Raw genomic sequence first — 24,093 nt, 5'->3', positions numbered from 1 at the left:
TGTTGGGCAAAACGTGTCTTATAGAACTCGACGCGGCGCGCAACTTGTTTGTCATCTGCTGTTTGAGTGGCGGAATCTTAAAAAGCCTCTTGAGTCCGCCGCGCGGCTGTCATATCTGAGGCGCACCTTAGGGGTATAGCTCAGTTGGTAGAGCGACGGTCTCCAAAACCGTAGGTCGCGGGTTCGAACCCTGCTGCCCCTGCCATTTCCTCAAACACTTGAACGATAACGTGGCAATTTCGACAAATCGCCAGCATTGCGGTTTCCTCGTCCTGTTGATTGGCATATTGTCCGGCTGAACACCCAATGGTCGAATGAGGATACATGTCGCGTTTCGATGGATATTTCCTGCGGCAATTGCTGATTCTATTCGGCTTTTTCACCCTGGTTCTGGTGGGTGTCTTTTGGATTACCCGATCTGTCAGCCTGTTTGATCGCGTAATCAGCGGCGGCCAGTCGGCTGTTGTGTTCCTTGAGTTCACGGCGCTTACGTTGCCGACTCTGATCCGCACTGTCATGCCGATGGCTGTCTTTGCCGCCGCCGTCTACGCGACAAACCGCTTGAGCCGCGAAAGCGAACTGACGGTGATGTTGGCGACAGGATCCAGCCCCTGGCGGCTGGCGCGCGCCGTGTTCCTGTTCGGATTAGTTGCCGGAGCAATGATGGCCTCCATCAGTATTTTCCTGCGCCCCGCTTCGGTTGAACAGTTGGAGCGCCGCCAGGCCGAAGTTGCCGGTGACGTCACAGCGCAGCTTTTGAATGAAGGTGAGTTTCTGCATCCCGCCTATGGCGTCACCGTGTATATCGGGCAAATTGATCTGGACGGTACCTTGCACGAAGTATTTGTGTCTGACCGACGCGACGAAACAAGCCCTGTCAGTTATTCCAGCAAGACCGCCTATCTGGTTAACAACGGCTTGGGGATTCACCTTGTCATGGTGGATGGCGTGGCGCTGCGTCTGGATCAGCAGGGCCGTACGTTGTCATCGACGTTGTTCGAGGATGCGTCTTACGACATCTCGGGACTGACCAATACCAACAGAATGACGGAACGCAGCCTTGAGGCCATTCCGACCGGAGAGCTGTTGCAAAACAGGTCTGCGATTGCCGAGGCGGAGGGGTTTACTGAAGGTGAACTGATCGAAGAACTGCACCAACGGTTCTCATGGATCGCCATCTGCGTTGCCGTTGCTATGGCGGGATATGCGACCTTGATGCTGGGCAGCTTTTCGCGTTTCGGATTGTGGCCACAGATTTTCGGCGCGTTCACGATTCTGGTTTTGCTCGAAGGCGTCCGCGGGTTTGTTTCCCCAATCGTAATTGATGATCCGGGTCTATGGATCGTGCTGTATCTGCCCGCAATCATGGGTATTTTGATCTCGTGCGCTTTCCTTCTTATCGCGGGGCGTCCGCTTATTCGCGCCCGTGCCCAGGCTTCTTCCCAAACGTTGGCAAAGGTTTAACCGGGTTTGCGAAGTTCAGTCAGACAGGTCCGGATATCATCAAAATTAGCGCTGTCAGGTCGCGTCACTAAATACAGCGGTAGCATGAGGTCACGTGCCCCACGTACAGGTTTCAGCGCGCCGGACTGTAAGTGTTCAGCGATGACATATTCAGGAAAATACCCAATGCCGCTCCGCCGCAGGACATAGCGCAGGGCCATGGTGCAATTCCCAAGAAATACCGTTTGGTTCGAGGCCTGTCTTGCGGTTTCTCGAATATGGTCTTGGTAAACTTGCCCCAACTCCAGATTGGCGAATACGGGTTCACCAACGCTATCAGGTGTTTCCACCAGCAGCAGCCGCTCGGCGTCAAGCTCTTGAAAAACAACGCGAGTATCCGAAGGTTTTTCATGGGTCAGCGCGGCGTCCAGTACATGTGTGGCAACAGCGTCGATCATGTTTAGGTCATGATCATAGTTAAGCGTCAGCAATAGCCGTCCCAGCTTTTGCTCAAACCTTACTGCCAGGTCGACCAGCAAAGGGTCCCAGATGCTAAGCTGGGATCCAAGCCTCAGCACGATCCGATTCTGGGTCTGCGCAGGCAGATCCCGAGAAGCAAAAGACCACAGCGATAGCATTTGTTCTGCATAGGGCCGAAACTGACGGCCGAATTCGGTCAGATTAGTGCCACCCGCGCCGCGGCTGAAAAGGGGTTTGCCGGTTTCCTCTTCCAGCGATTTGATGCGGGCGCTGATGGCCGTTTGCGTCACGTTCAGCTTACGCGCCGCTGCGTGAAAGCCACCCGTTTCCGCAACGCATAGAAAAGTCTCAAAAGCTTTGATTTGCATATTGAAAGTATTTTTTCATCAAATTGATAAAATCAATTCATTTTTTTGCTAATGTGTGAGCGGTTAAGATACGACAGACCATCAGCTAGGGAGTCGCGTCATGCTGGACAAAAGCCACAAACCCTCATGGACAAGCTTTGAAGAGGCGACCAAAGCAGATTGGGACGCCGTTATGGAGTATGAAGAGGCCTATAATGCTGCGCTGCCCGATCGTATTCTGGACGCAATCCGATCGCTGGATGAAGAGTGGACGCCTTACCCGGTGAACCGCTACCAGCACAGCCTTCAGGCCGCGACCCGCGCCTATGAGGATGGCGCGGATGAGGAATTGGTAGTCGCTGCCCTGATCCATGACACTGGCGATATCCTGTCGCCTTACAATCATGGCGAACTGTCAGCGGCGATGATGAAACCCTATGTCAGCGAAAAGGTTTATTGGATTTTGAAACATCACTGCGTGTTTCAGGGCTACTACTACAACCATCACCTGGGCGGAGATCGCAATGCGCGCGACAAATACCGCGACAGCCCTTATTGGGAAGACTGCCGCTATTTCTGCCATGAATACGATCAAAAGGCGTTTGATCCTGACTATCCGACCAAGCCGCTGGAATTCTTCGAGCCCATGCTGCGCCGCGTGTTAAATAAGGGCGAAGGGCATATGGAACTGAATGAGACAGCCGAAGATTAACAGGACGCCATTAGCCGATAAACGATCTGCGCGGCGGTGAAATCCCACGCCGCGTTGCCATCGGGGGCCAGTTCTACAACGTCGAAGCCCACGCATTTGCGGCCTTTTAGGGCGTGTTCGACCAACCGCAGCGCTTGGTAATACCCCAGCCCGCCCGGAACCGGTGTGCCGGTGGCGGGCATCTGTGACGGGTCCAGACCGTCAACATCAAAACTGACGTAGACCAGTTCGGGGAAGTCTTCGGGCAGGTCGACAGCGTGGATATTGCCAGTGACCAGCTCTTCGGCGTCCACATGGAAGACGTGGTTTTTCAAACGGCTGTGTGCTTCTTCGGTGGAAAAGGCGCGAACGCCGAATTGGGCCAGTTTGATGCCCTCTTCGGCCAGCAGATGCATGACTGATGCGTGAGAGTGCTTCTCGCCCTGATAAGCATTGCGCAGGTCTGCATGTGCGTCGATTTGGACGATACCGACGGGCTGGTTCAGCGCGCGCGCCACGCCCATCACCGCGCCGTAGCTGAGCGAATGCTCTCCGCCCAGCGTCACCGGCACCTTGCCTGCGCGCACCGCTGCCTCGGTGCGTTGCGCAAGTCGTTCCATCACCTCGGGCAAGGGGCCGTCGCAATCCAGCGTGTCTTCTGTGAAGATGCCTTCGACGCAAGGTTCCGCATGACCGGTGATGCGTTCCAGTTCGTTACTGGCTTCGATGATGGCTGCGGGACCGTTGGCGGTGCCTGACCCGTAGGACACAGTACGCTCCAGCGGCACCGGGATCACACGGAACCGGGCGTCTTCGCCGCGTTCAGCGGCGGTCAGTTCACTGTCGAGAAAGATGCTCATGAAAGGCGGTCCTTGAAGTCGTCATAGCCGAACTGTTTGATGATCTTTAGCTCGTCCGTTTCGCTGTTCCACAGCGCGATGGTGGGCAGCGGCACGCCGTTGAACGTGTTGGTCTTGACCATCGAGTAATGCGCCTGATCGAGGAAGGCAAAGCGCTGGCCGATCTCCAGCGGTTTGTCCCACGTGTAATCCCCGATCACATCGCCTGCGAGGCATGAAGGCCCGCCGAGACGGTAGGTATGGCCGGCTTCGGCCTCGTCCATAAGGGCGGGGCGATAGGGGGCCTCGATCACGTCGGGCATGTGACAGGTGGCGGAAATGTCGGTGATTGCCAGGTTCATGCCATTGGTGGGCAGGTCGAGGATTTCGCCGACCAGAATGCCTGCGTCCAAGGCGACGGCCTCGCCGGGTTCGAGATAGATTTCCACGTTGTAGGTTTCGCGGATGGTTTTGATGAAGGCCACCAACCCGTCGCGGTCATAATCATCGCGTGTGATGTGGTGGCCACCGCCAAAGTTCAGCCATTTGAGCTGTTTGAGGAGGGGTTTGAGTTTGGGTTCGACCGCTTCCCACGTGCGTTGCAAAGGTTCGAACCCCTGTTCGCAGAGTGTGTGCATGTGCAACCCATCGACGCCGGTCAGGGTCTCGGCGCTCAACTGGCTGATCGGAGTGCCGAGGCGCGAGCAGGGCGCGCAGGGATCGTATTTTGGAATCTCGCCCTCGGAATGTTCGGGGTTGATACGCAGGCCGACCTGAACGTTCGCGGCTTGGGCTTTGGTCAGGAAACGGTCTTTTTGCGCGGGCGAGTTGAAGATGATGTGATCGGAGAGCGACAGGATTTGGCCGATGTCGGCATCTTTGTAGCCGGCACAGAAGGTCGCGACCTCGCCGCCATATTCCTCGCGGCCCAGACGTGCCTCGTAGATGCCGCTGGCGCAAGAGCCGCCAAGGTGCTGTCGGACAAGCGGGGCCAGCGAGAACATCGAAAACGCCTTGAGCGCGCTCAACACATGCGCGCCGGAGCGAGTGCCGATGTCAGAGAGGATGCGCAGGTTGCGTTCGACGGCTTTTTCGTCGACCACGAAGCAGGGTGTGGGTACGCGAGCCAGGTCGAACTTGCGGAAGGCACCGGCGTCTCCGGCTTGGGTGGTCATCATGTCAGACATGTCCGGTGTCTCCGATTGTGGAGAGGCCAGGGGCATTGCCCCCGGACCCCCCGGGATATTTTTGGCCAGATGAAGTTCTGGATCTAGAATTCTACTGGGCCGTCGAGTTCGTGGACTTGCCACGGCAGGCCGTGATTGTTCAGCATGTCCATGAAGTCATCGGGGTCGAGTTGTTCCATGTTCCACACACCCGGCTCGCGCCAGTTGCCTTTCAGCACCTGTGCTGCGCCAATCATGGCGGGGACGCCGGTGGTGTAACTGACGGCTTGACTGCCGACCTCGGCGAAGCATTCCTCGTGGTCGCAGATGTTGTAGATGTAATAGGTCTTCTCGCCCGAGCCGTCCTTGGCCTGACCAGTGGCGATGTCGCCGATGCAGGCCTTGCCCTTGGTTTCCGCGCCCAGATCGCCGGGGTCGGGCAGCAGGGTTTTCAGGAACTGGATCGGGATAATTTCCTTGCCGTCATGCATCACCGGGTCGATGCGGGTCATGCCGACATTTTCCAGCACCTTGGCGTGGGTGATATACGCGTCACCGAAGGTCATCCAGAAGCGGGCGCGCTCGATCTCGGGGAAGTGGGTGCTGAGCGACTCCAGTTCCTCGTGATACATCAGGTACATGTTCTTGGGGCCGATGGCGGGGAAGTCGAACTCGACCTTGTGGGTCATGGCCGGGCTGGTTTTCCACTCGCCGCCTTCCCAGTGGCGGACTTCGGCCAGCACTTCGCGCAGGTTGATTTCCGGGTTGAAGTTGGTGGCGAACTCCTGATCATTGCTGCCGCCATTGGCGTCCAGCACGTCGATCTGGCGGATCGTGTCCAGCTTGTGTTTCTTGAGCCATGTGGCGAAGACGGATGTCACGCCCGGATCAAAGCCCGAGCCAAGGATGGCGGTCAGGCCGGCCGCTTTGAAGCGTTCCTGATAGGCCCATTGCCAGTGGTATTCGAACTTGGCCTCATCCTCGGGTTCATAGTTCGCGGTGTCGAGGTAGTGGATGCCGGCCTCCAGGCATGCGTCCATCAACACCAGATCCTGATAGGGCAGGGCGAGGTTCACGAGGATCTCAGCGCCGGTTTCCTTGATCAGCTTGACCGTGTCTTCGACCTTGTAGGCGTCCAGTTCTGCGGTCTTGATCTCGACGCCGACGCGATCCTTGACGGCCGCTGCGATGGCATCGCATTTCGATTTCGTGCGACTTGCCAGTGTGATCTCGGTAAAAATGTCCGAGTTCATCGCCATCTTGTGCACGGCTGCGTGGGATACGCCGCCCGCGCCGACAACCAGTGTTTTGCCCATGGTCTGTCTCCTTCTTATTCGTAATAGGTGTAGCCGTTGATCGAGTCGCGATAGGCGCTCATCAGGGTTTTGCGGTCCTTGGCTTGCAGAGTACCGGTCGAGATCGCCTCGTCCACCATTTTGCGGAAGGCCGCGACGCAGTCTTGGGGGTCGAATTCAACGTAAGACAGGACCTGGCTGATCGTGTCGCCCTCTTGCTCGTGCAGCAGGTCGAAGCCGCCATCGGCGCGCAGGTCGATGGTGACGACGTTGGTGTCTCCGAACAGGTTATGCAGATCGCCAAGGGTTTCCTGATAAGCGCCGACGAAGAAGACGCCCATGAAGTACTCGCCGTCCTCGGGCAGGGAATGCACCGGCAGGCTGGGTGAGACACCGTCGGCCAGTATGAATCGGTCGATCTTGCCGTCGCTGTCGCAGGTGATGTCTGACAAGACGGCGCGGCGGTCGGGGGTTTCGTTCAACCCTTGCAGGGGCACGATCGGGTGTAGCTGGTCGATGGCCCAGACATCGGGCAGAGATTGGAACAGCGAGAAGTTGCAGTGGTAGATATCGGCCACTTTCTCAAGCTGTTCATCCACATCCGTGTCCAGTTCATCGCTGGCCGCCAGCGCCTTGAGGCGCGCCATGAGCGACAGGTAAATCCGCTCGGCGCGGGCCATCTGGCGCAGGTCGACATAGCCGCGGCGAAACAAGGCACGCAGTTCGTTGCGATAGAAGGTGGCGTCGTTCCAGCATTCTTGCAGACGATCTTGGCTGAGGTATCCGTGAACGGCAGCAAGGTCCGAAACCAGATGGTTGTCGTCAGATTCCACATCCGGTGCGGTCGGTGCATCGTAAAGCGTGCTTTCCAGCACATTGAACACCAACATCGAGGATGTCGCCACGACCGCACGGCCGCTTTCGGTGACCAGCGTGGGGTGGCTGATCTCAGCCTCATCCATCGCATAGGCGACGGTTTCGACCACGTTGGCGCAGTATTCTTCGACCGTGTAGTTGATCGAGTTCTCGGCGGCTTTCTTCTCGCCCGTATAGTCCACACCCATGCCGCCGCCGAGGTCCAGATGGGTCAATGGTACGCTTTCGCGCGTCAGTTCGGTATAGTAGCGGCACGCCTCGCCCACGGCGCGGCGCACGTCGTTGACGTCCTGCACCTGAGAGCCAAGATGCGAATGTTGCAGTTTCAGACAATGCAGCAGGCCCGCCGCTTTCAGTTTGTCCACCGTGGCGACAAGCTGATCGGTGTTCATCCCGAAGGCCGAGCGGTCGCCCGAGCTTTCTTCCCACTTGCCGCTGATCTGGTTGGTCAGCTTCACCCGCACGCCGATCAGGGGTTCGATGCCGAGTTCCTTGTAGACCTCGATCACCGTATCCGCCTCTTTCGGGCTTTCCAGAACGATGACCGTGTTGAAGCCGATCTTGCGGGACAGGATGGCCAGTTGGATGAACTCGGCATCCTTGACGCCGTTGCAGACGATCAGCGCCTCAGGGGCCAGACGATGGGCCAGCGCCACGACCAATTCGGGCTTTGAACCCGCTTCCAGACCGTAGTTGTATTTCTTGCCGAACTCGACGATCCGGTCGACTACCTGTGCTTGCTGGTTCACCTTGATCGGGAAAACACCGCGATAGCTGCCCTTGTAGTTCACGCGCGCGATGGCGCTGCGGAAGCTTTCGTTCAGATGCGCGATTTCGTGTTCCAGATAGGACGTGACACGCAGAACCATCGGGGCCTTGATGCCCCGGTCATCCAGATCGGACAGAATACCGGGCAGGCTGATTGCGGCGGCCTCAGGGTGCATGGGATTGCGCAGACCGATCTCGCCCTGCTCCGTCACCTCAATGAGGCCTTTGCCCCATTTCTCAACCCCGTAGATGGAATGCGGTGCGTCGGGCGTCTGTTTCAATCAAGTCAGTCCTTACTCAAAGGGTGCCGGTTTTGCGCCCGCCAATACGGCAGCTATTTGATTCTTCCAAGTGTAATCTATGTGACGGGAATTGCCGAATTTATGTTACGTGGCTGATCGGGATCAAGTGGTTGTCCCACTGGCAGTCAGGGCGGGCAGATACTTGCGGGGTCGCTGACACTGCGCCGACTAGCCCCGTTCCGGTGGTAAAGAAAAAACCGTTCTTGCCGGTGCCAAGGCCACAGACATCTTCCAACGTAAATGCGTCTTGTAGCTGACCAGTTGCAACGTCAAAACGATGCAGAGAATTCCCCCGTGGGCAGGTGATCGCAACTGTTTTTCCATCCCCGGAAAACGCGATACTGCCAGCGTAACCTTGCAAAGTGCTTTGTTCAGCTTCCGGGGCTTTTAGTAAGCGAGGAACCTCACCCCGTCTGTGAAGGCCAAGTAGCGCGGGTGACTTTGCGGTGTCACCTTGCCATTGCATGGCAAAGCCGACCAATCCATCGGGCCGCACAGCCAGATGTCGGATCGAGTTTTTATGGAGCTTCCGGGGAAGCTCTACCTGCTCTAACACCGCGCCGGATTGATTAAGATAGGTCAGGTTGGGTTGCATCACTGGCAGGTTCAGCTTGGTTCGGCCCGTGTCGGGATGGGTTTCGATCCCTCCATTGGCAACCACCAGCGTTTGGCCATCCGGCATGAGGCGAACGTCATGCGGACCCGTTCCGCCCGACGAAAATTCGCCTAGTCTTGTATAGTTGTCCGTATCCCAGACCCCGATGATGCCTTCTCCGGCCTCAAAGTCGTTTTCTGTGGTGAAAAGCGTTGCGCCATCTGACGAAAACGTGCCGTGCCCGTAGAAATGGCGCTCATCGGGTGCCTGTAGGCGCTGGATTTCCTGACCAGTTACACAGTCGATAACCACCGCAAATCTGCCTGGGCGGCGTGCGAATGCCACTGCCTGTGCCAGGTAGGGATGCGCGGCGGCGGCATGGCCTCGCGCGGGTAGGGGGAGTGTGAAAAGGATGTCACCGGGTTCCGTCAAACCCGCCAGCCGGTACGTCCCATCGGGAAAAAGTGCAGCTGCGAGAAAGTCTGGTGCCCCGACCATCGACCAACCACGTATCGGAGACAGGCTGGCTGCGGCAAGACCGGCAAGAAAAAGTCGACGGCTGGCCATGCTTCAATCTCCGTCCAGCGAATTGAACCCGGCGCTTATGCCGAGTGTCGGGCCAAGGTCAGCGGACGCGATTGCGCGGATGTCGTTGATCGACTGTTGCAAAGCCTCGATCCGCAATCGTCCCTGAGGCGTGGCAACTCCGGACAGGTCCGGGTCCTCCAGCTTGCTTGCGCGGCTAATTGCCTTGTCGAACGCGCGATCAAGGTCGGCGGCAATCTGAGGATGATCCGAGGACAACCGGTTCGAAAGGTCCCGCAACGCAAGCAATGACAGCTCGATATGTCGAAGCGAACGCGCGGATCGGCGGGCCTCGGCCCGTTTTGGACGGGGGCGATCAAATGTACCCAACGGTCGGCCCAGACGTGTTTCAGCCGTGAATTCCAAGCCTGTGACAAGGGATTTAAACAGCTCCTGCATGGCTTCGTCACCAGTGCGGTACGGGCTACCGTCTTCGCCCGGTTTCATCAGGGCCGGCGCGTAGCTATCCCATCCTGCTTGGATGGCGTTTGCGTTGCGATGAATGTCCGTTGCGATCGCGCGGATCAGCGCGCACCTGTAATCGGCATCACCCTGATCAAAAAAGGCTGGATCATACAGCATCATTTCCAGGGCAAAGAACCCACGGCCTGCGACGGATGTTTCGGCGTATTCATCAGGGTTTTCAACCGCTGTATCCCGTGCTGCGATCAGGCTGGATAGCGCCTTGGGTGTGAATCCTTTGGTGTCTGGCCAAAAAGCCAATGCAAAAGCGCGATCATCGGTTTCGGACGGGCCAAACCTTAGGTGACTGACCGAGATCCAGCTGTCGAAAGCCGTATGATATGCCCTGCGCAAATCACTGGATGCCAGGTCGCAGTTTGGCAGCGCCGTTGTCTCAAGGGCCTGCGCCGTGCTTGTGAGCGCGGCATAACCGGGAAGAATATGGTTTTGAACAGCGTCCGTCAGGATCGGCGCGCGATCCTGTGCCATTGCTGTAATCGGCAGGGCAAGCGCAAAGACGAGGAGTAGGGGGCGCATCAAAGGCTCTCCAAAAAGCGGATAAGGGCATCGCGATCGGATTTAGGCATCGACACAACCGCGTTCCGAGCGGTCTGGGCTTCACCACCATGCCAGAGAACCGCCTCGAGCAATGAACGCGCGCGGCCATCATGCAGGAATTGGGTGTGGCCCGAGACCTGTTCCGTCAAGCCGATACCCCACAAGGGCGGTGTTCGCCATTCGCGGCCCGTCGCCCGAGCCTCGGGGCGGTTGTCAGCAAGGGCCTCGCCCATGTCATGCAAAAGCAAATCAGTGTATGGCCAGATCAGTTGAAAACTATGCTCAGGCCGATCCGACATGCGATGGGTCACATAGGACGGCGTGTGACAAGCGACGCAACCTGTTTCGTTGAACACCTTCTTGCCCTGCAATACCACCGGGTCATCCACATTCCGCCGTGCCGGGACACCAAGATTGCGGCTGTAAAAGACAATCAAGTCCATACCCTGTTGGTCGACTTCGAATACACGATCATCGCCATCACCATGCGGGGCGTTCACGCATTTTTCCTGCCGTTCCGTGCAGTCGCCATGGGCCGCCGGATATAGCGGGCTGGAGATCCCGATATCGCCAGCAAAAGCGGCGGCCGATTGCTCGGGGATTGTTGGCATCCCGGCTTTGTGACCAAACCGACCCAACATCGGCTTGTTATATTCCACCGACCAGACGATGTTGGGGCGTCCGGAAATCCCGTCGCCATCCATGTCATCAGGGTCTGCATTGGCCAGCAAATCCTCTGCTGGAATCGCTTCGAGCAAACCAAGGCCGATCATCTGCGGAGCGACACGTGGGCTGATCATTGCCTCGGGATGCAGCGGGCCGTAACCCAGATCAGCAGCTTCGTATGTCGGTTGGCGCAGAGTGACCGTTTCGCCGCCCGAGAGTTCTACGATTACGTCCTCATACGTTATGTCCAGCCGGTACTCGGCCGCGTGGCCGGGTAGGGCGAGGTCTTGCATCTGACCGCCGTAGTTGGGTTCGGGTTGGGTTGCGATGTAGTCTTCTATCTGGCCGTAACTGACGCCACCGGGGATCGAGACGCGCAAAAACATGGAAATCGCGTTGTCCTTGGGGCTTGACGGCTTATGGCCGCGTCCGTCTTTGATGTGACAGCGTTGGCAGGATCGGGCGTTGTACAAAGGACCAAGTCCGTCGGACGCCAAGGTTGAAGAGGGCGACGAGACCCAGATCTTTTTGAACAACCCGTTGCCAACCTTAAAGTCCAACTCTTGTTCGAATTCCAGATTGCCGGAAGGTTGGGAAAAGGCATCCGCGTCGCTGCGTACCCGAACCGTTGCTGCCCCGGCGGACAGGTCTTCGAACCGTTGGGGCGCGCTGTAATCCGTTGGCGGCGCGGTGACCGCTTCGATGCGCGCACGCTCGTCTTCAGTTCTGGGTTGATAGTTTAGGTGGAGGTCTTGCAGTTCCGTAGACTGCGAAGGGGTGGCCGCAAGAGCGGCCACCGACAGAACGGCAAGGCTAGTCGCCTTCGTCCATTTTTGCTGCGTTGAGATGCGCATAATTGGCTTCGCCAATCCTTTCGTACAGATCAAGCTGCGTTTCGAGGAAGTCGATATGTCCTTCTTCGTCGCTGATCAATTCCTCGAACAGCGACATGCTGACATAGTCCCCTGCTTCGCGGCAGTATTCGCGGGCTTCTATATACAAAGCGCGCGCGTCATGTTCGGCGGCCAGATCACATTCCAGTGTTTCTTTCGGGTTCTGTCCGATCCGCAGGGGATCCAACTTCTGAAGATTTGGGTGGCCTTCCAGAAAGATGATCCGCTCGATCAGCTTGTCCGCGTGGCCCATCTCTTCGATGCTTTCCTCGCGGCTTTTCTTGGCCATGTGGACCAAGCCCCAATCTTCCTGCAGGCGATAATGTAGCCAATACTGGCTGACCGCTGTCAGCTCATGCCGCAGGGATTTGTTGAGGTATTCGATTACTTTGGGGTCGCCCTTCATCTGCATTCTCCTGTGATACTTCGCTGCGCAACGCACGAAGCTGCATGGGGACTTCCAGCTTATCGCTTGCGCGCATGGTGTCTAGGAAAAGTGGCATGCATCCGCCACAATCCGCTGATTTTCCAAGGGCATGATAGATTTTTCCAGGCGTGATCACCGCATGAGGATCCGATAGGCGCATCCAATCTATTGCGGCGTAAATATCCGCGTCCGAGATGTTTGTGCAGTGGCATATGATCATGGCGACACACTCTGGGTTTATATTCTGACTATATTAGTCAGTTAATTGCCGTAAGTCATCTATAAAGCTGTTTGCGGGTCTTCAAATGGCTGCGAGGCGGCGGTTTCCCGCCACCTCGCAATCAGAGCGGTTCAGTGGAAAACCGCGTCGGGGTTGTCCAGGCTGTCCGAGCCTTCAAATTCGATCTGATCCAGATCCAGCGTGGTCACGATACGTTCGATCGTCTTCGTCTGATCAACCAGGCCGTCCACGCCGCCCATAATCAATGCCTCACCACCAGCGTTTCCGCGCTCGAGCATTTGGTCATATGCGAATCCAGCTTCGGCAGTGGACTTAATCCGGCCCAAAGCCTGCATGGTGTTCGCCAGTTTCACTTTCATCTCAGCGTCCAGCGCAGGATCAGAGGCAATCACCAGATCCGACAACGAGGCCCCGGTGACCGGCGTGCCGTCGATGCGGGCGTAGCTGCCCAGATAAACATTCTGGATGCCAAGGCCATCATAGTAGTGGCTGTTGTGCGTGTTGTCCGAGAAACAATCATGCTCTTCCTCTGGATCGTTCAGCATCAGGCCAAGGCGCATCCGCTCACCCGCCTGCTCCCCATAGGACAGCGACCCCATACCGGTCAGAATGGCGGAAACGCCTGCGGCCTCATTGGCTGTCAGGGCGGCGCGCGCCTCTCCGCCTTGCTTCCATTGATCCGCCATCCAGGCAAGATCGCTAACCAACAGGTCGGTCGCAGCGCTCAGATACTGGCCCCGGCGATCACAGTTGCCGTGTGTGCATTCCTCACCCTGGACGTAGTCGGTATACGGACGGTTGCCTGCACCCGCATCGTGGCCGTTCAAATCCTGCCCCCACAACAGGAATTCGATGGCATGGTAGCCGGTCGCTACGTTTGCCTCGATGCCATCCGCTTCGTGTAGTGTTTCTGCCAGCAATTCAGGCGTGATATCGGCCGCGTCGATTGTCTCACCCGACAAAGTGAAGCTGGGATTCGCAATGACATTCAATGCGGCGAACTCGTTTTCATCGGACGGCCCACCATACGAGGCGTCCACGTAGTCGATAAGGCCTTCGTCCAGTGGCCAGGCGTTTACCTTACCTTCCCAGTCATCCACGACCGCGTTGCCAAAGCGATAAACCTCGGTCTGCTGATAGGGGACGCGCGCTGCGATCCATGCGGCGCGCGCGGCGTTCAAAGTCGCGTCTGATGGTTCTGCGATCAGGGCGTTTACGGCGGTTTGCAGAGTTTTTGCGGCGATCAGGCTGTCTTCGTATTTGGCTTCGGCAATATTGGCATAGGTCGCCAGTACATCGGCCTTTGCCGGGCCGTCAGCAGCGATAGCTGATGATGCGGCACAAAGGGTCAGTGCGCTTGTAGCGGCAAGAAATCTTGTCATTGGGATCGGGTCTTTCATTTCAAAAATCACGTCAGGCACACAGTCACGGCGCCGTGTGTAAGATAACTGAGTGAATTAGTCGACTATGTCAACCCGAGTTTTATAGTCAGGTATCTCCGATGCCATGCGCGCAAGGCAAATCTACCGTGATCCCAAGCTGTAAGAAGGATAAGTAAGTTGGTTAGAAAACCAAGATTGGCCAAGACGCACACATTCTATGCAGCCTTGGCCGTATCCGTTTTTGGAGCTGTCCCAGGGTTTGGTCGTGCTTATCATGACCTCAAACTGCAGAATCGTGGAAACCGATTAGGCAGCGTCCTCTTCCGGAGGTTCCTTCGCACCTGTCATAAAGGCGACGGCGTCAGACATCGTGTAATCCTTGGGGTCAATGGTGCATAACCTTCGTCCCAAGCGATGAACGTGAATGCGATCGGCGACTTCGAACACATGGGGCATGTTATGACTGATCAGGATGATCGGGATTCCGCGCGCGCGAACGTCCTGAATAAGCTCTAACACCTTGCGACTTTCCTTGACGCCCAAAGCGGCAGTTGGCTCATCCATGATAATGAATTTCGAGGCAAATGCAGCGGCCCGAGCAACTGCCACACCCTGACGCTGCCCGCCCGAGAGGGTCTCGACCGCCTGATTGATGGACTGGACCGTCATAAGACCCAACTCGGTCAACTTGTCCCGGGCGAATTTCTCCATAGCTGGGCGATCCAATTGCCGCAGATACTTTCCCATGAAACCGGATTTTCGAATTTCCCGGCCCATGAACATATTGTCTGCGATCGACAGGGCCGGTGACATGGCAAGTTGCTGGTAGACAATCTCAATCCCCATGTTCCGCGCGTCGATGGGCGAGGTGAAATTTACCTTTTTGCCTTCAATGAGGATCTCACCTTCATCCGGGATCGTCGCACCGCAGATCGCCTTGACGATCGAGGATTTACCGGCTCCGTTGTCTCCGATGACCGCCAGTATTTCGCCCTGGCGCAGTTCGAAATCAGAATGGTCGATAGCGGTGACATGGCCATATCGTTTTACGATTCCGCGACCTTGTACGACAGGAGTTTGATCTGACATTAGCCCGATACCTTTCTGATCCACTGGTCCACTGCGACGGCGGTAATGATGAGAAGTCCGATCAGCAGGAACGTCCATTGGGCGTCTGCACCAAGCAATCTGAGCCCAAGCGTGAATACGCCGACAATAAGCGCGCCAAATAGCGAGCCTAAGATTGATCCTCGCCCGCCAAACAATGAAATTCCTCCAATCACAACGGCGGTGATACTTTCGATATTGGCAAGCTGTCCTGACGTCGGCGAGACTGAACCGATACGCCCAATCAACGCCCAGCCCGCAAAAGCACAAATCAGACCGGACAGCATGTAGACCGACATGAGCGTTTTGTGGACATCCACACCAGACAATTCCGCTGCTTCGGGGTCGTCCCCTACCGCGTAAACATGTCGTCCCCATGCCGTGTGCTTAAGCGCATAGGCAAGCACCGCAACCAAAACCAACATAAAGATGACACCAATGGTGAAGGTCGCACCCCCAACGCTGAACTTCGTGCCAAAGAACTGAAGGAAAGGCGCATTCGCTTCAATGTCCTGACTACGGATTGTTTCGTTGGCAGAGTATAAGAAGTTAGTGGCAAGGATAATCTGCCACATCCCAAGCGTGACAATGAAAGGGGGTAGTTTTACGCGGCTGACAAGCCATCCATTGATCGCTCCTATAGCCGTTCCGATTGCAAGCCCGCAAAAGACGGCGACCGGTACAGGTATCCCATAGCGAAATGTGAACTGACCCATGATCACGGAAGAAAAAACCATGATCGCGCCGACGCTCAGGTCGATTCCTGCCGTAAGAATTACCAAGCTTTGGGCAGCGGCAACGATACCCACGATCTGAACCTGCTGTAGGATCAAAGTCATCGCAAAAGGTGAGAAGAACTTTGATCCTAGAAGTAATCCGAAAATCAAAATTGCGCCGACCAAGACTATCAGCGGTACAAAAGACGGGTTCGCGTGAAGAATGTGTTGTATCCGACCGATTATTCCGGTTCGCGGGTCTTCGAATTCGGCGACTTTCTCGGCGCGCGCAGCAGCGGTTTCATACTCTTGTGCGCCTTGGTTTGCGTCAGACATGTCTCCCCCTTTTGGTGGCGGAACCGATAGCCGGCATGTGTCGATGAAAAATCTATGATGGCTGGTGCAATGAAAACGACGAGGCGCAGTTTTGCGCCCCGCCTGTGCGAGCGGGGTTTATCCCCAGCAGAGGTTCAATCCCTCCGCCACCGAAATGGATTCGACTCCATCAACTGGCTGGTCGGTAATCAGTGCGACCCCGGTGTCATAGAAGTCTTTTCCAGGTGTGTTTTCCGGCTTTACGCCTTCATCGGCCCATTTTTTCACAGCTTCAACGCCCAGCGACGCCATTAGCAGCGGGTATTGCTGGCTAGTGGCACCAATCACACCGGCTTCTACGTTCTGAACGCCGGGGCAACCGCCATCAACCGATACGATCAAAACATCGTTTTCTCGACCGATGGATTTTAGTGCTTCATAAGCCCCTGCTGCTGCAGGTTCGTTGATCGTGTGAACGACGTTGATTGATGGGTCCTTGGCCAACAGGTTTTCCATGGCCCGACGCCCCCCTTCTTCGTTGCCGTCTGTGACGTCACTGCCAACCAAACGTGGGTCGTTTTCGTCACCAATGACGTTGGGGTCAGCCAACTCGACGCCAAAACCATCAAGGAAACCCTGGTTGCGAAGAACATCCACCGTTGGCTGGCTGACGTTCAGGTCCAGTGTCGCGATCTTGGCATCTGCGGCGGCGTCACCCATCTTGGCCTTTGCCCATTGCCCGATCAAAAGTCCGGCCTTGTAGTTGTCGGTTGCAAATGTTGCATCCGCCGAGTCGATCGGGCTTAGGGGCGTGTCCAACGCGATGACGAGTACGCCTGCATCTCGAGCTTGCTGTACGGCTGGAACAATCGAACTGGTGTCGGATGCGGTCAATAGTATGCCTTTCGCGCCATCCAGAATGCAGGTTTCAATGGCTTGAACTTGCGTTTCATGGTCACCGTCGATCTTACCGGCGAATGCCTTCAGGGTCATGCCCAGCTCTTCGGCTTTCGCGGTCGCACCCTCTTTCATTTTCACGAAGAACGGGTTCGTATCTGTTTTAGTGATCAGACAAACAGTCTCGCCTGCGGCCTGCGCAGATGTCGCCCCGATGGTAAGGGCTGCGGCGGATGCGGCAAAATAAAGAAGCTTCTTCATAGTTTCCTCCCGGGTAATATCTTTGATTGCACCGAATTTCCGGTGATGACCCACATCTAACCTCCATTGCGGGTCTCCGCATAGGAAAGGTGATTCTCGTTTTTCTGTCAATAAATAAATAAACTTGATTTATTAATTTAGATTCCCATCTTTCCAAAGGGATACGGTGCGTTTATGGTCGGGCACATGGAGAAAGAGGCGCTGATAAAATTGACCGGTGGGGTCAACCAAAGTGGGGTGCGCAACCACAATGAACGCCTGATTCTCACGATTCTACAAAGGCATGGACCTACACCAGGTGCCGATGTGGCGCGGCTTACGGGGCTGTCACCGCAGACCGTTTCGATCATTCTCAGGAAGTTGGAAAAAGACGAAATTATTCGTCGCGGCACGCCGAAACGCGGCAAAGTTGGCAAGCCCTCAATCCCCATGGAGCTTAACCCCGAAGGCATATTGTCTGTGGGAATGAAGGTTGGACGCCGGAGTGCGGATTTGCTTTTGATCGACTTCTTGGGAAGGCCGCGCCGCCAGCTTTCAATATCCTACGACTACCCGTTTCCTGAAACTGTGTTTGGTTTTCTCGAAGATGGTTTGACCGAGCTTCTGGCGCCAGAGCCCGACAAGCTGCGTAGCAGGGTATGTGGGATCGGAATAGGTACTCCGTTCGAGCTTTGGAAATGGCACGATCTTAGCGGCATTGCCGCCGACAGGTTTCGTACTTGGAAGGATGTGAACTTTTTTTCCGAGGTCGCCAAGTTCAGCGATCTGCCCGTTTTTGTCGTAAATGATGCGACCGCTGCTTGCCACGCTGAACACCTGTATGGTCGCGGCGGCGAATACAGAGACTATTTCTATTTCTTCATAGGCTCGATGATCGGGGGAGGTGTCGCGCTCAATGGAACAGTCTTCGAGGGCAATCAGGGTAACGCGGGTGCGCTGGGCGCCATGCGGACGACGGGGCCATTGGGTGAAAGTCAGCAATTAATAGATGTGGCTTCTCTGCATCTGCTAGAGGACCGTCTGATTGAGGCCAATGTTGACCCGGGAATCCTGTGGTCCAAACCGCAGGACTGGAGCAGCATCGCGCGTTATGTCGAGCCGTGGATCGGGAGTACAGCGCAGGAATTGGCCAAGGCTGCCCTGTCGATCTGCGCAGTCATTGATTTCGAGGCTATTTTTATCGACGGAGCCTTTCCCGCAGGTGTCCGAGAGGAGCTTGTCCTTCGTGTGAGGCGATATCTGATAAATCAGGACAAACGCGGCCTCATTCCGCCGAGAGTTGAGGCCGGTTCGATTGGAGAAAACGCCAGAGGTATTGGTGCCGCGAGCAGTCCGATCTTTCGGCAGTTTCTTCTGGATACCAACGCTGGTTTGTCAGCGTTCTGAAACGCTCTCAATCTGGGATAGGTTCCCGCGTTTAATCCATAGATCGCGTCATAAACAATCGAAACGAATGCGGGTAATTGGCCGTCCCTCCTTGACAACGTGTAAGCCGCTATTTCGCGTTGACGTAAACTTGAAAAGCAGGGTTCAACGGCCCGAATTTCGTTGGGTTATTGCACATAAGCCATTGCAATAAGAGCTAAGAGAGACTTCGCAACAGCACGTAAAAATTGCGATGTGTGTCAATGCGATACACTTTTGTTGCCGACATGCGCCAAGAGAAAAAAATTTTCGATTTTAACCGAATCGTAACTTTGTCATTCTTGGCGGACCGGTCTTACTTGTGCGCGAAAATCCGCGCACGGCCGGATGCGTACAGATGAGTAACGAATTAGTTGAGCAAGGTATATGTCGGACAAAAAATATATGAACCGCAAAGCGCGTCGTCGGAATGATGCTCTGGCTCGGAGTAAACGAGCAATTTCTCTCAAATCCAATAACGTTTCTTCTCGCAGTTTTCTGACAGCAGGTGCCATAAGTCTGGGTGCCGCGATTGGCGTACCGCAAGCGTCGGTTGCGCAAACGGTTGTGCCGCCCGCGAATGGGCCTTGCGACGTTGTTGGAGCCACCGCAACTTGTACAGGCGATCTTTCGGCGGGTGTTGAGGCCAACGGACCAACGATTGATACTTTGAACATCAATTCCGTCACAGCGCCGGGCATCGCGCCTGCAGCGGGTGTTCCCGGGGTAATATTCCTTACGCCCTCGGGTGACGTGAATATCAATGCAGATACCAGCGGTACGGTCGGCATTGCAACCACTGGAGACGCAGCGTCGGGGATTATCGTTGATGCACAGGGAGTTGGCGACGTTAGCATCCTTTCGGTTGGCAACATTGGTACGGAGACCAGTAACTCTGATGGGATCAGTGCTACAAAGAATAATGGAAACGGCAATATTACGGTGAATTCGGCAGGTGATATTTTAGTCGGTGGTGTAGCAGTATTTGCAAATATCGCAGATGATGGAGATATCAAGCTGACCCTTAACGGTAATGTTTCGTCCCAAAACGAAGACGCGATCGAAGCTAGTATCGATGGAAGCGGTAATATCATTGCGAACATCACTGGAAACGTGACCGCTGACGACGGCGATGGAATTATCTTGGACGTAGACGGAACCGGCGATGTCGTTTTGAATTCCATTGGGGACATCATCGCGGATGGTGACGGCTTTGATCTTTCGACAGGTGCGGGATCCGTAACGATCTCTTCGAGGGGTGATATTTCGGTAACGAACGGCGAAGCTATTGAGGTTGACGTCGATGATGGAGATATCACTGTTTCGTCCGTTGGAAATTTGACAACTGCAGATGGCGATGGATCCGAAGCCATCGAATTAGACATTGATGGGGACGGAGACATTTTTGTTAGCTCAACTGGCGATATCAACTCTGACCAAGACGGGATCGAGGTGGATATTATTGGAAGTGGCAACATTACAATTGTTTCGACTGGAGATGTTACCGCAAATCAGAACGATGGTTTGGAAGGCGATACGGGTAGCGGTGATGTGTCGATTTTTTCAACCGGCAATGTGACCGCAGATGACAATGGATTCGAAGCCGATGTAGAGGGTGATGGTAACGTCATCTTCGAAAGCACCGGCGATGTGACTTCGGCGGATGGGTCCGGCTTTGATGCTAGTATCGAAGGTAGCGGCGACATCGCTATCATAAGCAATGGAACTGTTGACTCTGTAGAGGACGGTATTACTGCCCTCATTGAGGGCGACGGGAATGTGACGGTCTCTGCGGCCGGCGCAATATTGTCGGAAGAGGATGCGGTTCAGGTTAACCTAGATGGGGACGGCAATATCGTCGTTAACAACGCGGCAGAAGTCGAGGCTGCAGACACTGGCCTCTCTGCTTTTGTTGGCGGCAGCGGTAACGTTTCCCTGACCAATTCCGGTAGCGTTACGTCGGGATTTGATGGCCTCTTTGGTGAAGTCGCTGGTGAAGGCGGAACGGGTAATATCACGATCTTAAACACTGGTACGGTAGACGCGCAGGGAACTGGATTAACTGTTCAACATAGTGGCAATGGCCAAGTCGCGATCACGAATACTGGCGAAATAACCGCGGTGGAGGAAGCAATCCGAGCGGGCTCCAACACCACTGGCACGTCGCCCGTAACAATTACCAACTCAGGCGTTTTGACGGGGGGTAATGGCTTTTCCATCAACCTTGAAGGGGACAGTAACGACACGGTGACGTTGATGTCGGGTTCGCTACTGAACGGAGCCATCGATTTTGGTAACGGCAACGACGGCTTGGGTGGAACCAACCCAAATGACGTTGATACACTGAACTTTTCCAGCGGCCTGAATGCCGTAGTTGATTTTGCCGATGCGTCCGGTGGCGACAATGACCTTGCTTCGGCACCTGAAATTATCAACTTCGGTGGCGCAGGCGCGGTTGTGAATGGCGGGTTGACTGCCATTGCCGTTGATACGACCGGGTTCACTGCACAGGCCACTGTCATCAGCGATATTACCGACGCAATTTTCAATTCGTTGGAAGCAGCCAATCGTGTGCCCTCGGATACGCCAGCGCCCGAAGTTAGCCGCGGTTTCGGCGACATTGCTTCGACCCAAGGCCCGCATGTCTGGATTTCTCTTTTGGGCGGTGATCGAGATGTAGAGGCCGAAGGCTCGAACGTAGGTTTCGAGCACAGCTACGGCGGTTTGATCGGAGGCGCGGAATCTACCGAGATTGTTCAGAATGGCAGTCTTGGGTTCCTGGCAGGTCTTACAAATAGTTCGGTTAATCTGGATGATAACGCCGGTGAGACCGACGTGACGTCTTATTTTGGTGGTGTCTACTGGGAGCGGGGCTTTGATGGCTTCCGTTTGAATGCGGCTCTGGTTGCTGGTTTCACCGACAATGAGACTTCGCGGACCGTCGGCACCGGAGAAGCGGAAGGCGATTTCGACGGTACGTTCGTGTCACCGTCACTGGCCTTTGATGCACCTATCACCCAATGGGAGACACCGCTGACCTTCAGTGCACGCGCTAACTACGTTTATCTGCGATTGGACGATTACACCGAAACCGGAACGGGCACCCCGTTAACTGTCGAGGATCGCGATGTGTCTCTGTTCAACACGCGTGCGCAGGTGAATCTGCCAAAGACATTCGCAGGCGCTGAAGGCGGGAAAACGGACCTGAATCTCTCAGTTGGTGTGGACGCCACATTTGATGCGGGCTCGGACGATGTTGAAGCGATTGCTGCATCCACGCCTTTTGCCTTTGTCGCAGATTTTGACGATGCGGCCGCTGGCTTCCTTGGGCTGGATGTTGCGTATTCCTCAGAGGATGGGCTGCGCAGTGTCGGCTTCAACACCGAGGTTCAATCCACATTTGATGGTGGCTATGGTGTAACCGCAGAATTCCGAGCGACCTTCAGGTTCTGATCGAACTGACCTTAAACTCAGCTCGATCGCAATGGATGAGTGAAAAACGGCGCCCAGATACGGGCGTCGTTTTTTCGCTGCCGAATATCTATGACTAGCGGAAATTGAGGGCGAAGGTACTGTACCGGCAAGCAATTGGCATCGAAGGACAGTCGCATGAACTGGGATGAGTTTTCACACTGGGGTCAACACATTGCCAGATGGGCGTCTGAATACCACAAGACTCTGCCCAACCGTCCTGTAAGGGCGCAAACCGCGCCCGGTGAGATATTTCAACAGATCGATGCGATTCCGCCGGAAAGCGGTCAGGCGATGGAAACTATCCTAACCGATTTCGAACAGATCGTTATGCCCGGTATGACCCATTGGCAGCACCCGCGGTTTTTCGCGTATTTCCCGGCCAATGCAGCCCCTCCATCCATTCTGGCGGAAATGTTGGTAAGCACGATCGCGGCGCAATGCATGCTTTGGCAGACTTCGCCCGCCGCAACCGAGCTTGAAGGTGCGATGGTTGACTGGTTGCGACAGGCGCTTGGCCTGCCAGCAGATATGACGGGTGTCATTCAGGACAGCGCGTCCTCAGCGACGTTGTCGGCTGTTCTGACGATGCGCGAAAGGGCCACGGGATATACCGGAAATCGAGACGGCTTAAACGCAAAAGGTGCGCTGCGTGTCTATTGCTCGGAACAGGCGCATTCGTCTATTGACCGGGCTTGCTGGGTGGCCGGGATCGGTCAGGAGAACCTGATCAAGTTACCCGGGCAGGGAACGACATTTTCCGTCGATGCCAACGCTTTGAAGGCAGCTATACAATCGGATCTTGCGGCTGGTCATAAACCGGCGGGAATAGTGGCGATTACAGGAGGAACGGGGATCGGGGCATGTGATGATCTCAACGCCGTTGCTGACGTCGCGCAGGAATACGACCTCTATTCCCATTTGGATGCGGCTTGGGCGGGGTCGGCGATGATCTGTCCGGAGTTCCGACAATCGTTCTGGTCGGGCTCTGATCGTTATGACAGCATCGTTTTCAACCCGCATAAGTGGCTGGGGGCACAGTTCGATTGCGCAGTTCAGTTCCTGAAAGACCCGTTGCCCCAGCTCAACACCCTGAAAATTGAGCCGGAATATCTGAAAACCACAGGCGCTGAGGTTACAAACTATTCCGAGTGGACGATCCCACTGGGTCGTCGCTTTCGCGCTTTGAAAATTTGGTTCTTGATCCGGTCTTATGGCCTTGAGGGGTTGCGGATGCGCATCCGCAATCACGTCAACTGGGCGCATGAACTAGCCGAGATTATTGGCGCGATGGATGGGTTCGAAATCACGACAGATCCGATCCTCAGCCTGTTTTCATTTCGATGTCCCGGAGACGACGACATGCAGCAAAAACTGGTTGATGCCTTGAATGACGATGGCCGGATTTACCTGACACAAGCAATTTTTGAAGGCCGCAAGATTATCCGCTTTCAAGTTGGTCAGTTTGAAACAACCCGAGATGATGTGTTGATGGCTGCAGATGTCATCCGCGAGGTATGGGCTGAAATTTCGTGAAATTTGTGTACTTCTGCCATCTAGCTACAGCCTTTTGGGCCACCAATTTATTGGCTAGGTTGAGTAGAACAACCGAAAAATCGACGCACAGATCAAATTGCTTTGTCTTAAGGAAGCCAATAACCGCGGAAGAGAGTCAGATATCCTAAACGGAGGGTTGGCTTGTTCAAATTGTTACCAAAAACGATAATTAGTCGTGGCTTTCAGCCAGCTATTTTATTGCATTGGGAAGAAATTATCAAAATATCGGCGCAAACAGTCAAAAAGGTCTGACCTACCTCCCAAGGCTCTCTCCTTCATAACGAGAGTCTGCGGGTTTGGTTTTCATATTCTCCGTCGTCTGATTGGGCAAGCGCGCCGGGCGCGGAGC

The 24,093-nt window shown here is 55.3% G+C and carries 19 protein-coding genes and 1 tRNA gene; 6 read left to right on the top strand and 14 right to left on the bottom strand.

The window, feature by feature from the left end:
• Positions 1-129: 129 nt before the first annotated feature.
• Positions 130-205 (top strand) — tRNA-Trp (locus ACR0DG_RS17345).
• A gap of 119 nt (positions 206-324) precedes the next feature.
• Positions 325-1,464 carry an LPS export ABC transporter permease LptF gene (gene lptF, locus ACR0DG_RS17340; protein WP_480699557.1) on the top strand — a complete coding sequence of 380 codons (1,140 nt, stop codon included), beginning with the start codon at positions 325-327 and terminating at the stop codon, positions 1,462-1,464.
• On the opposite strand, the gene ACR0DG_RS17335 is transcribed toward lptF, so the two are convergent.
• Complete coding sequence (locus ACR0DG_RS17335) at positions 1,461-2,291, bottom strand: LysR family transcriptional regulator (RefSeq protein WP_480699555.1); 831 nt, start codon at positions 2,289-2,291, stop codon at positions 1,461-1,463. The two genes, lptF and ACR0DG_RS17335, sit on opposite strands and share 4 nt — an antisense overlap.
• A gap of 100 nt (positions 2,292-2,391) precedes the next feature.
• Here ACR0DG_RS17335 and ACR0DG_RS17330 point away from each other — a divergent pair, with 100 nt between their 5' ends.
• Positions 2,392-2,982 (top strand): HD domain-containing protein, encoded by a 591-nt coding sequence (locus ACR0DG_RS17330; RefSeq protein ID WP_480699553.1) that lies wholly within the window; start codon positions 2,392-2,394, stop codon positions 2,980-2,982.
• Here the strand turns inward: ACR0DG_RS17330 and speB are convergent.
• From speB to ACR0DG_RS17265, 13 genes are all read right to left on the bottom strand, one after another.
• Positions 2,979-3,821, bottom strand: a complete 843-nt coding sequence (speB, locus tag ACR0DG_RS17325; RefSeq protein ID WP_480699551.1) for an agmatinase — start codon at positions 3,819-3,821, stop codon at positions 2,979-2,981. The genes ACR0DG_RS17330 and speB overlap by 4 nt on opposite strands.
• Positions 3,818-4,987, bottom strand: coding sequence for a carboxynorspermidine decarboxylase (gene nspC, locus ACR0DG_RS17320; RefSeq protein WP_480699549.1), 1,170 nt, complete (start codon positions 4,985-4,987; stop codon positions 3,818-3,820). Before nspC ends, speB begins: the two co-directional genes overlap by 4 nt.
• A gap of 83 nt (positions 4,988-5,070) precedes the next feature.
• Positions 5,071-6,282 (bottom strand): saccharopine dehydrogenase family protein, encoded by a 1,212-nt coding sequence (locus ACR0DG_RS17315; protein WP_480699547.1) that lies wholly within the window; start codon positions 6,280-6,282, stop codon positions 5,071-5,073.
• A 14-nt stretch (positions 6,283-6,296) separates the two neighbouring features.
• Entirely contained in the window at positions 6,297-8,186 is a 1,890-nt protein-coding gene (speA, locus tag ACR0DG_RS17310) for a biosynthetic arginine decarboxylase (protein ID WP_480699545.1), read from the bottom strand.
• A gap of 100 nt (positions 8,187-8,286) precedes the next feature.
• The gene (locus ACR0DG_RS17305) at positions 8,287-9,369 is read right to left on the bottom strand and encodes a DUF1513 domain-containing protein (protein WP_480699543.1); all 1,083 of its coding nucleotides are present in this window, start codon (positions 9,367-9,369) and stop codon (positions 8,287-8,289) included.
• A 3-nt stretch (positions 9,370-9,372) separates the two neighbouring features.
• Positions 9,373-10,386, bottom strand: a complete 1,014-nt coding sequence (locus ACR0DG_RS17300) for an imelysin family protein (RefSeq protein WP_480699541.1) — start codon at positions 10,384-10,386, stop codon at positions 9,373-9,375.
• A complete protein-coding gene (locus ACR0DG_RS17295) occupies positions 10,386-11,927 on the bottom strand; it encodes a di-heme oxidoreductase family protein (RefSeq protein ID WP_480699539.1) in 1,542 nt (513 codons plus the stop codon). Before ACR0DG_RS17295 ends, ACR0DG_RS17300 begins: the two co-directional genes overlap by 1 nt.
• Positions 11,887-12,372 carry a bacterioferritin gene (gene bfr / locus ACR0DG_RS17290; RefSeq protein WP_480699537.1) on the bottom strand — a complete coding sequence of 162 codons (486 nt, stop codon included), beginning with the start codon at positions 12,370-12,372 and terminating at the stop codon, positions 11,887-11,889. Before bfr ends, ACR0DG_RS17295 begins: the two co-directional genes overlap by 41 nt.
• Positions 12,320-12,613 carry a (2Fe-2S)-binding protein gene (locus ACR0DG_RS17285; RefSeq protein ID WP_480699535.1) on the bottom strand — a complete coding sequence of 98 codons (294 nt, stop codon included), beginning with the start codon at positions 12,611-12,613 and terminating at the stop codon, positions 12,320-12,322. The genes bfr and ACR0DG_RS17285 overlap by 53 nt, the downstream gene beginning before the upstream one ends.
• Before the next feature lie 131 nt (positions 12,614-12,744).
• Complete coding sequence (locus ACR0DG_RS17280) at positions 12,745-14,016, bottom strand: imelysin family protein (protein ID WP_480699533.1); 1,272 nt, start codon at positions 14,014-14,016, stop codon at positions 12,745-12,747.
• Positions 14,017-14,322: 306 nt separating this feature from the next.
• The gene (locus ACR0DG_RS17275; RefSeq protein ID WP_480699531.1) at positions 14,323-15,105 is read right to left on the bottom strand and encodes an ATP-binding cassette domain-containing protein; all 783 of its coding nucleotides are present in this window, start codon (positions 15,103-15,105) and stop codon (positions 14,323-14,325) included.
• Positions 15,105-16,175, bottom strand: a complete 1,071-nt coding sequence (locus tag ACR0DG_RS17270) for an ABC transporter permease (protein ID WP_480699529.1) — start codon at positions 16,173-16,175, stop codon at positions 15,105-15,107. Before ACR0DG_RS17270 ends, ACR0DG_RS17275 begins: the two co-directional genes overlap by 1 nt.
• Positions 16,176-16,292: 117 nt before the next feature.
• Complete coding sequence (locus tag ACR0DG_RS17265) at positions 16,293-17,312, bottom strand: substrate-binding domain-containing protein (RefSeq protein WP_480699527.1); 1,020 nt, start codon at positions 17,310-17,312, stop codon at positions 16,293-16,295.
• A gap of 186 nt (positions 17,313-17,498) precedes the next feature.
• Here ACR0DG_RS17265 and ACR0DG_RS17260 point away from each other — a divergent pair, with 186 nt between their 5' ends.
• The 3 genes from ACR0DG_RS17260 to ACR0DG_RS17250 all read left to right on the top strand — a co-directional run bounded on the left by ACR0DG_RS17260 (position 17,499) and on the right by ACR0DG_RS17250 (position 23,723).
• Complete coding sequence (locus ACR0DG_RS17260) at positions 17,499-18,698, top strand: ROK family protein (protein WP_480699740.1); 1,200 nt, start codon at positions 17,499-17,501, stop codon at positions 18,696-18,698.
• A 423-nt stretch (positions 18,699-19,121) separates the two neighbouring features.
• Positions 19,122-22,169 carry an autotransporter outer membrane beta-barrel domain-containing protein gene (locus tag ACR0DG_RS17255; RefSeq protein ID WP_480707244.1) on the top strand — a complete coding sequence of 1,016 codons (3,048 nt, stop codon included), beginning with the start codon at positions 19,122-19,124 and terminating at the stop codon, positions 22,167-22,169.
• Between the two features lie 156 nt (positions 22,170-22,325).
• Positions 22,326-23,723, top strand: a complete 1,398-nt coding sequence (locus tag ACR0DG_RS17250) for a pyridoxal phosphate-dependent decarboxylase family protein (protein WP_480699523.1) — start codon at positions 22,326-22,328, stop codon at positions 23,721-23,723.
• The last annotated feature ends 370 nt before the right edge of the window (positions 23,724-24,093 follow it).

This window comes from Ruegeria sp. BG8 (assembly GCF_056538325.1).
The sequence above is the reverse complement of the archived record's forward strand: the minus strand, read 5'-3'. Positions and strand labels throughout refer to the sequence as shown.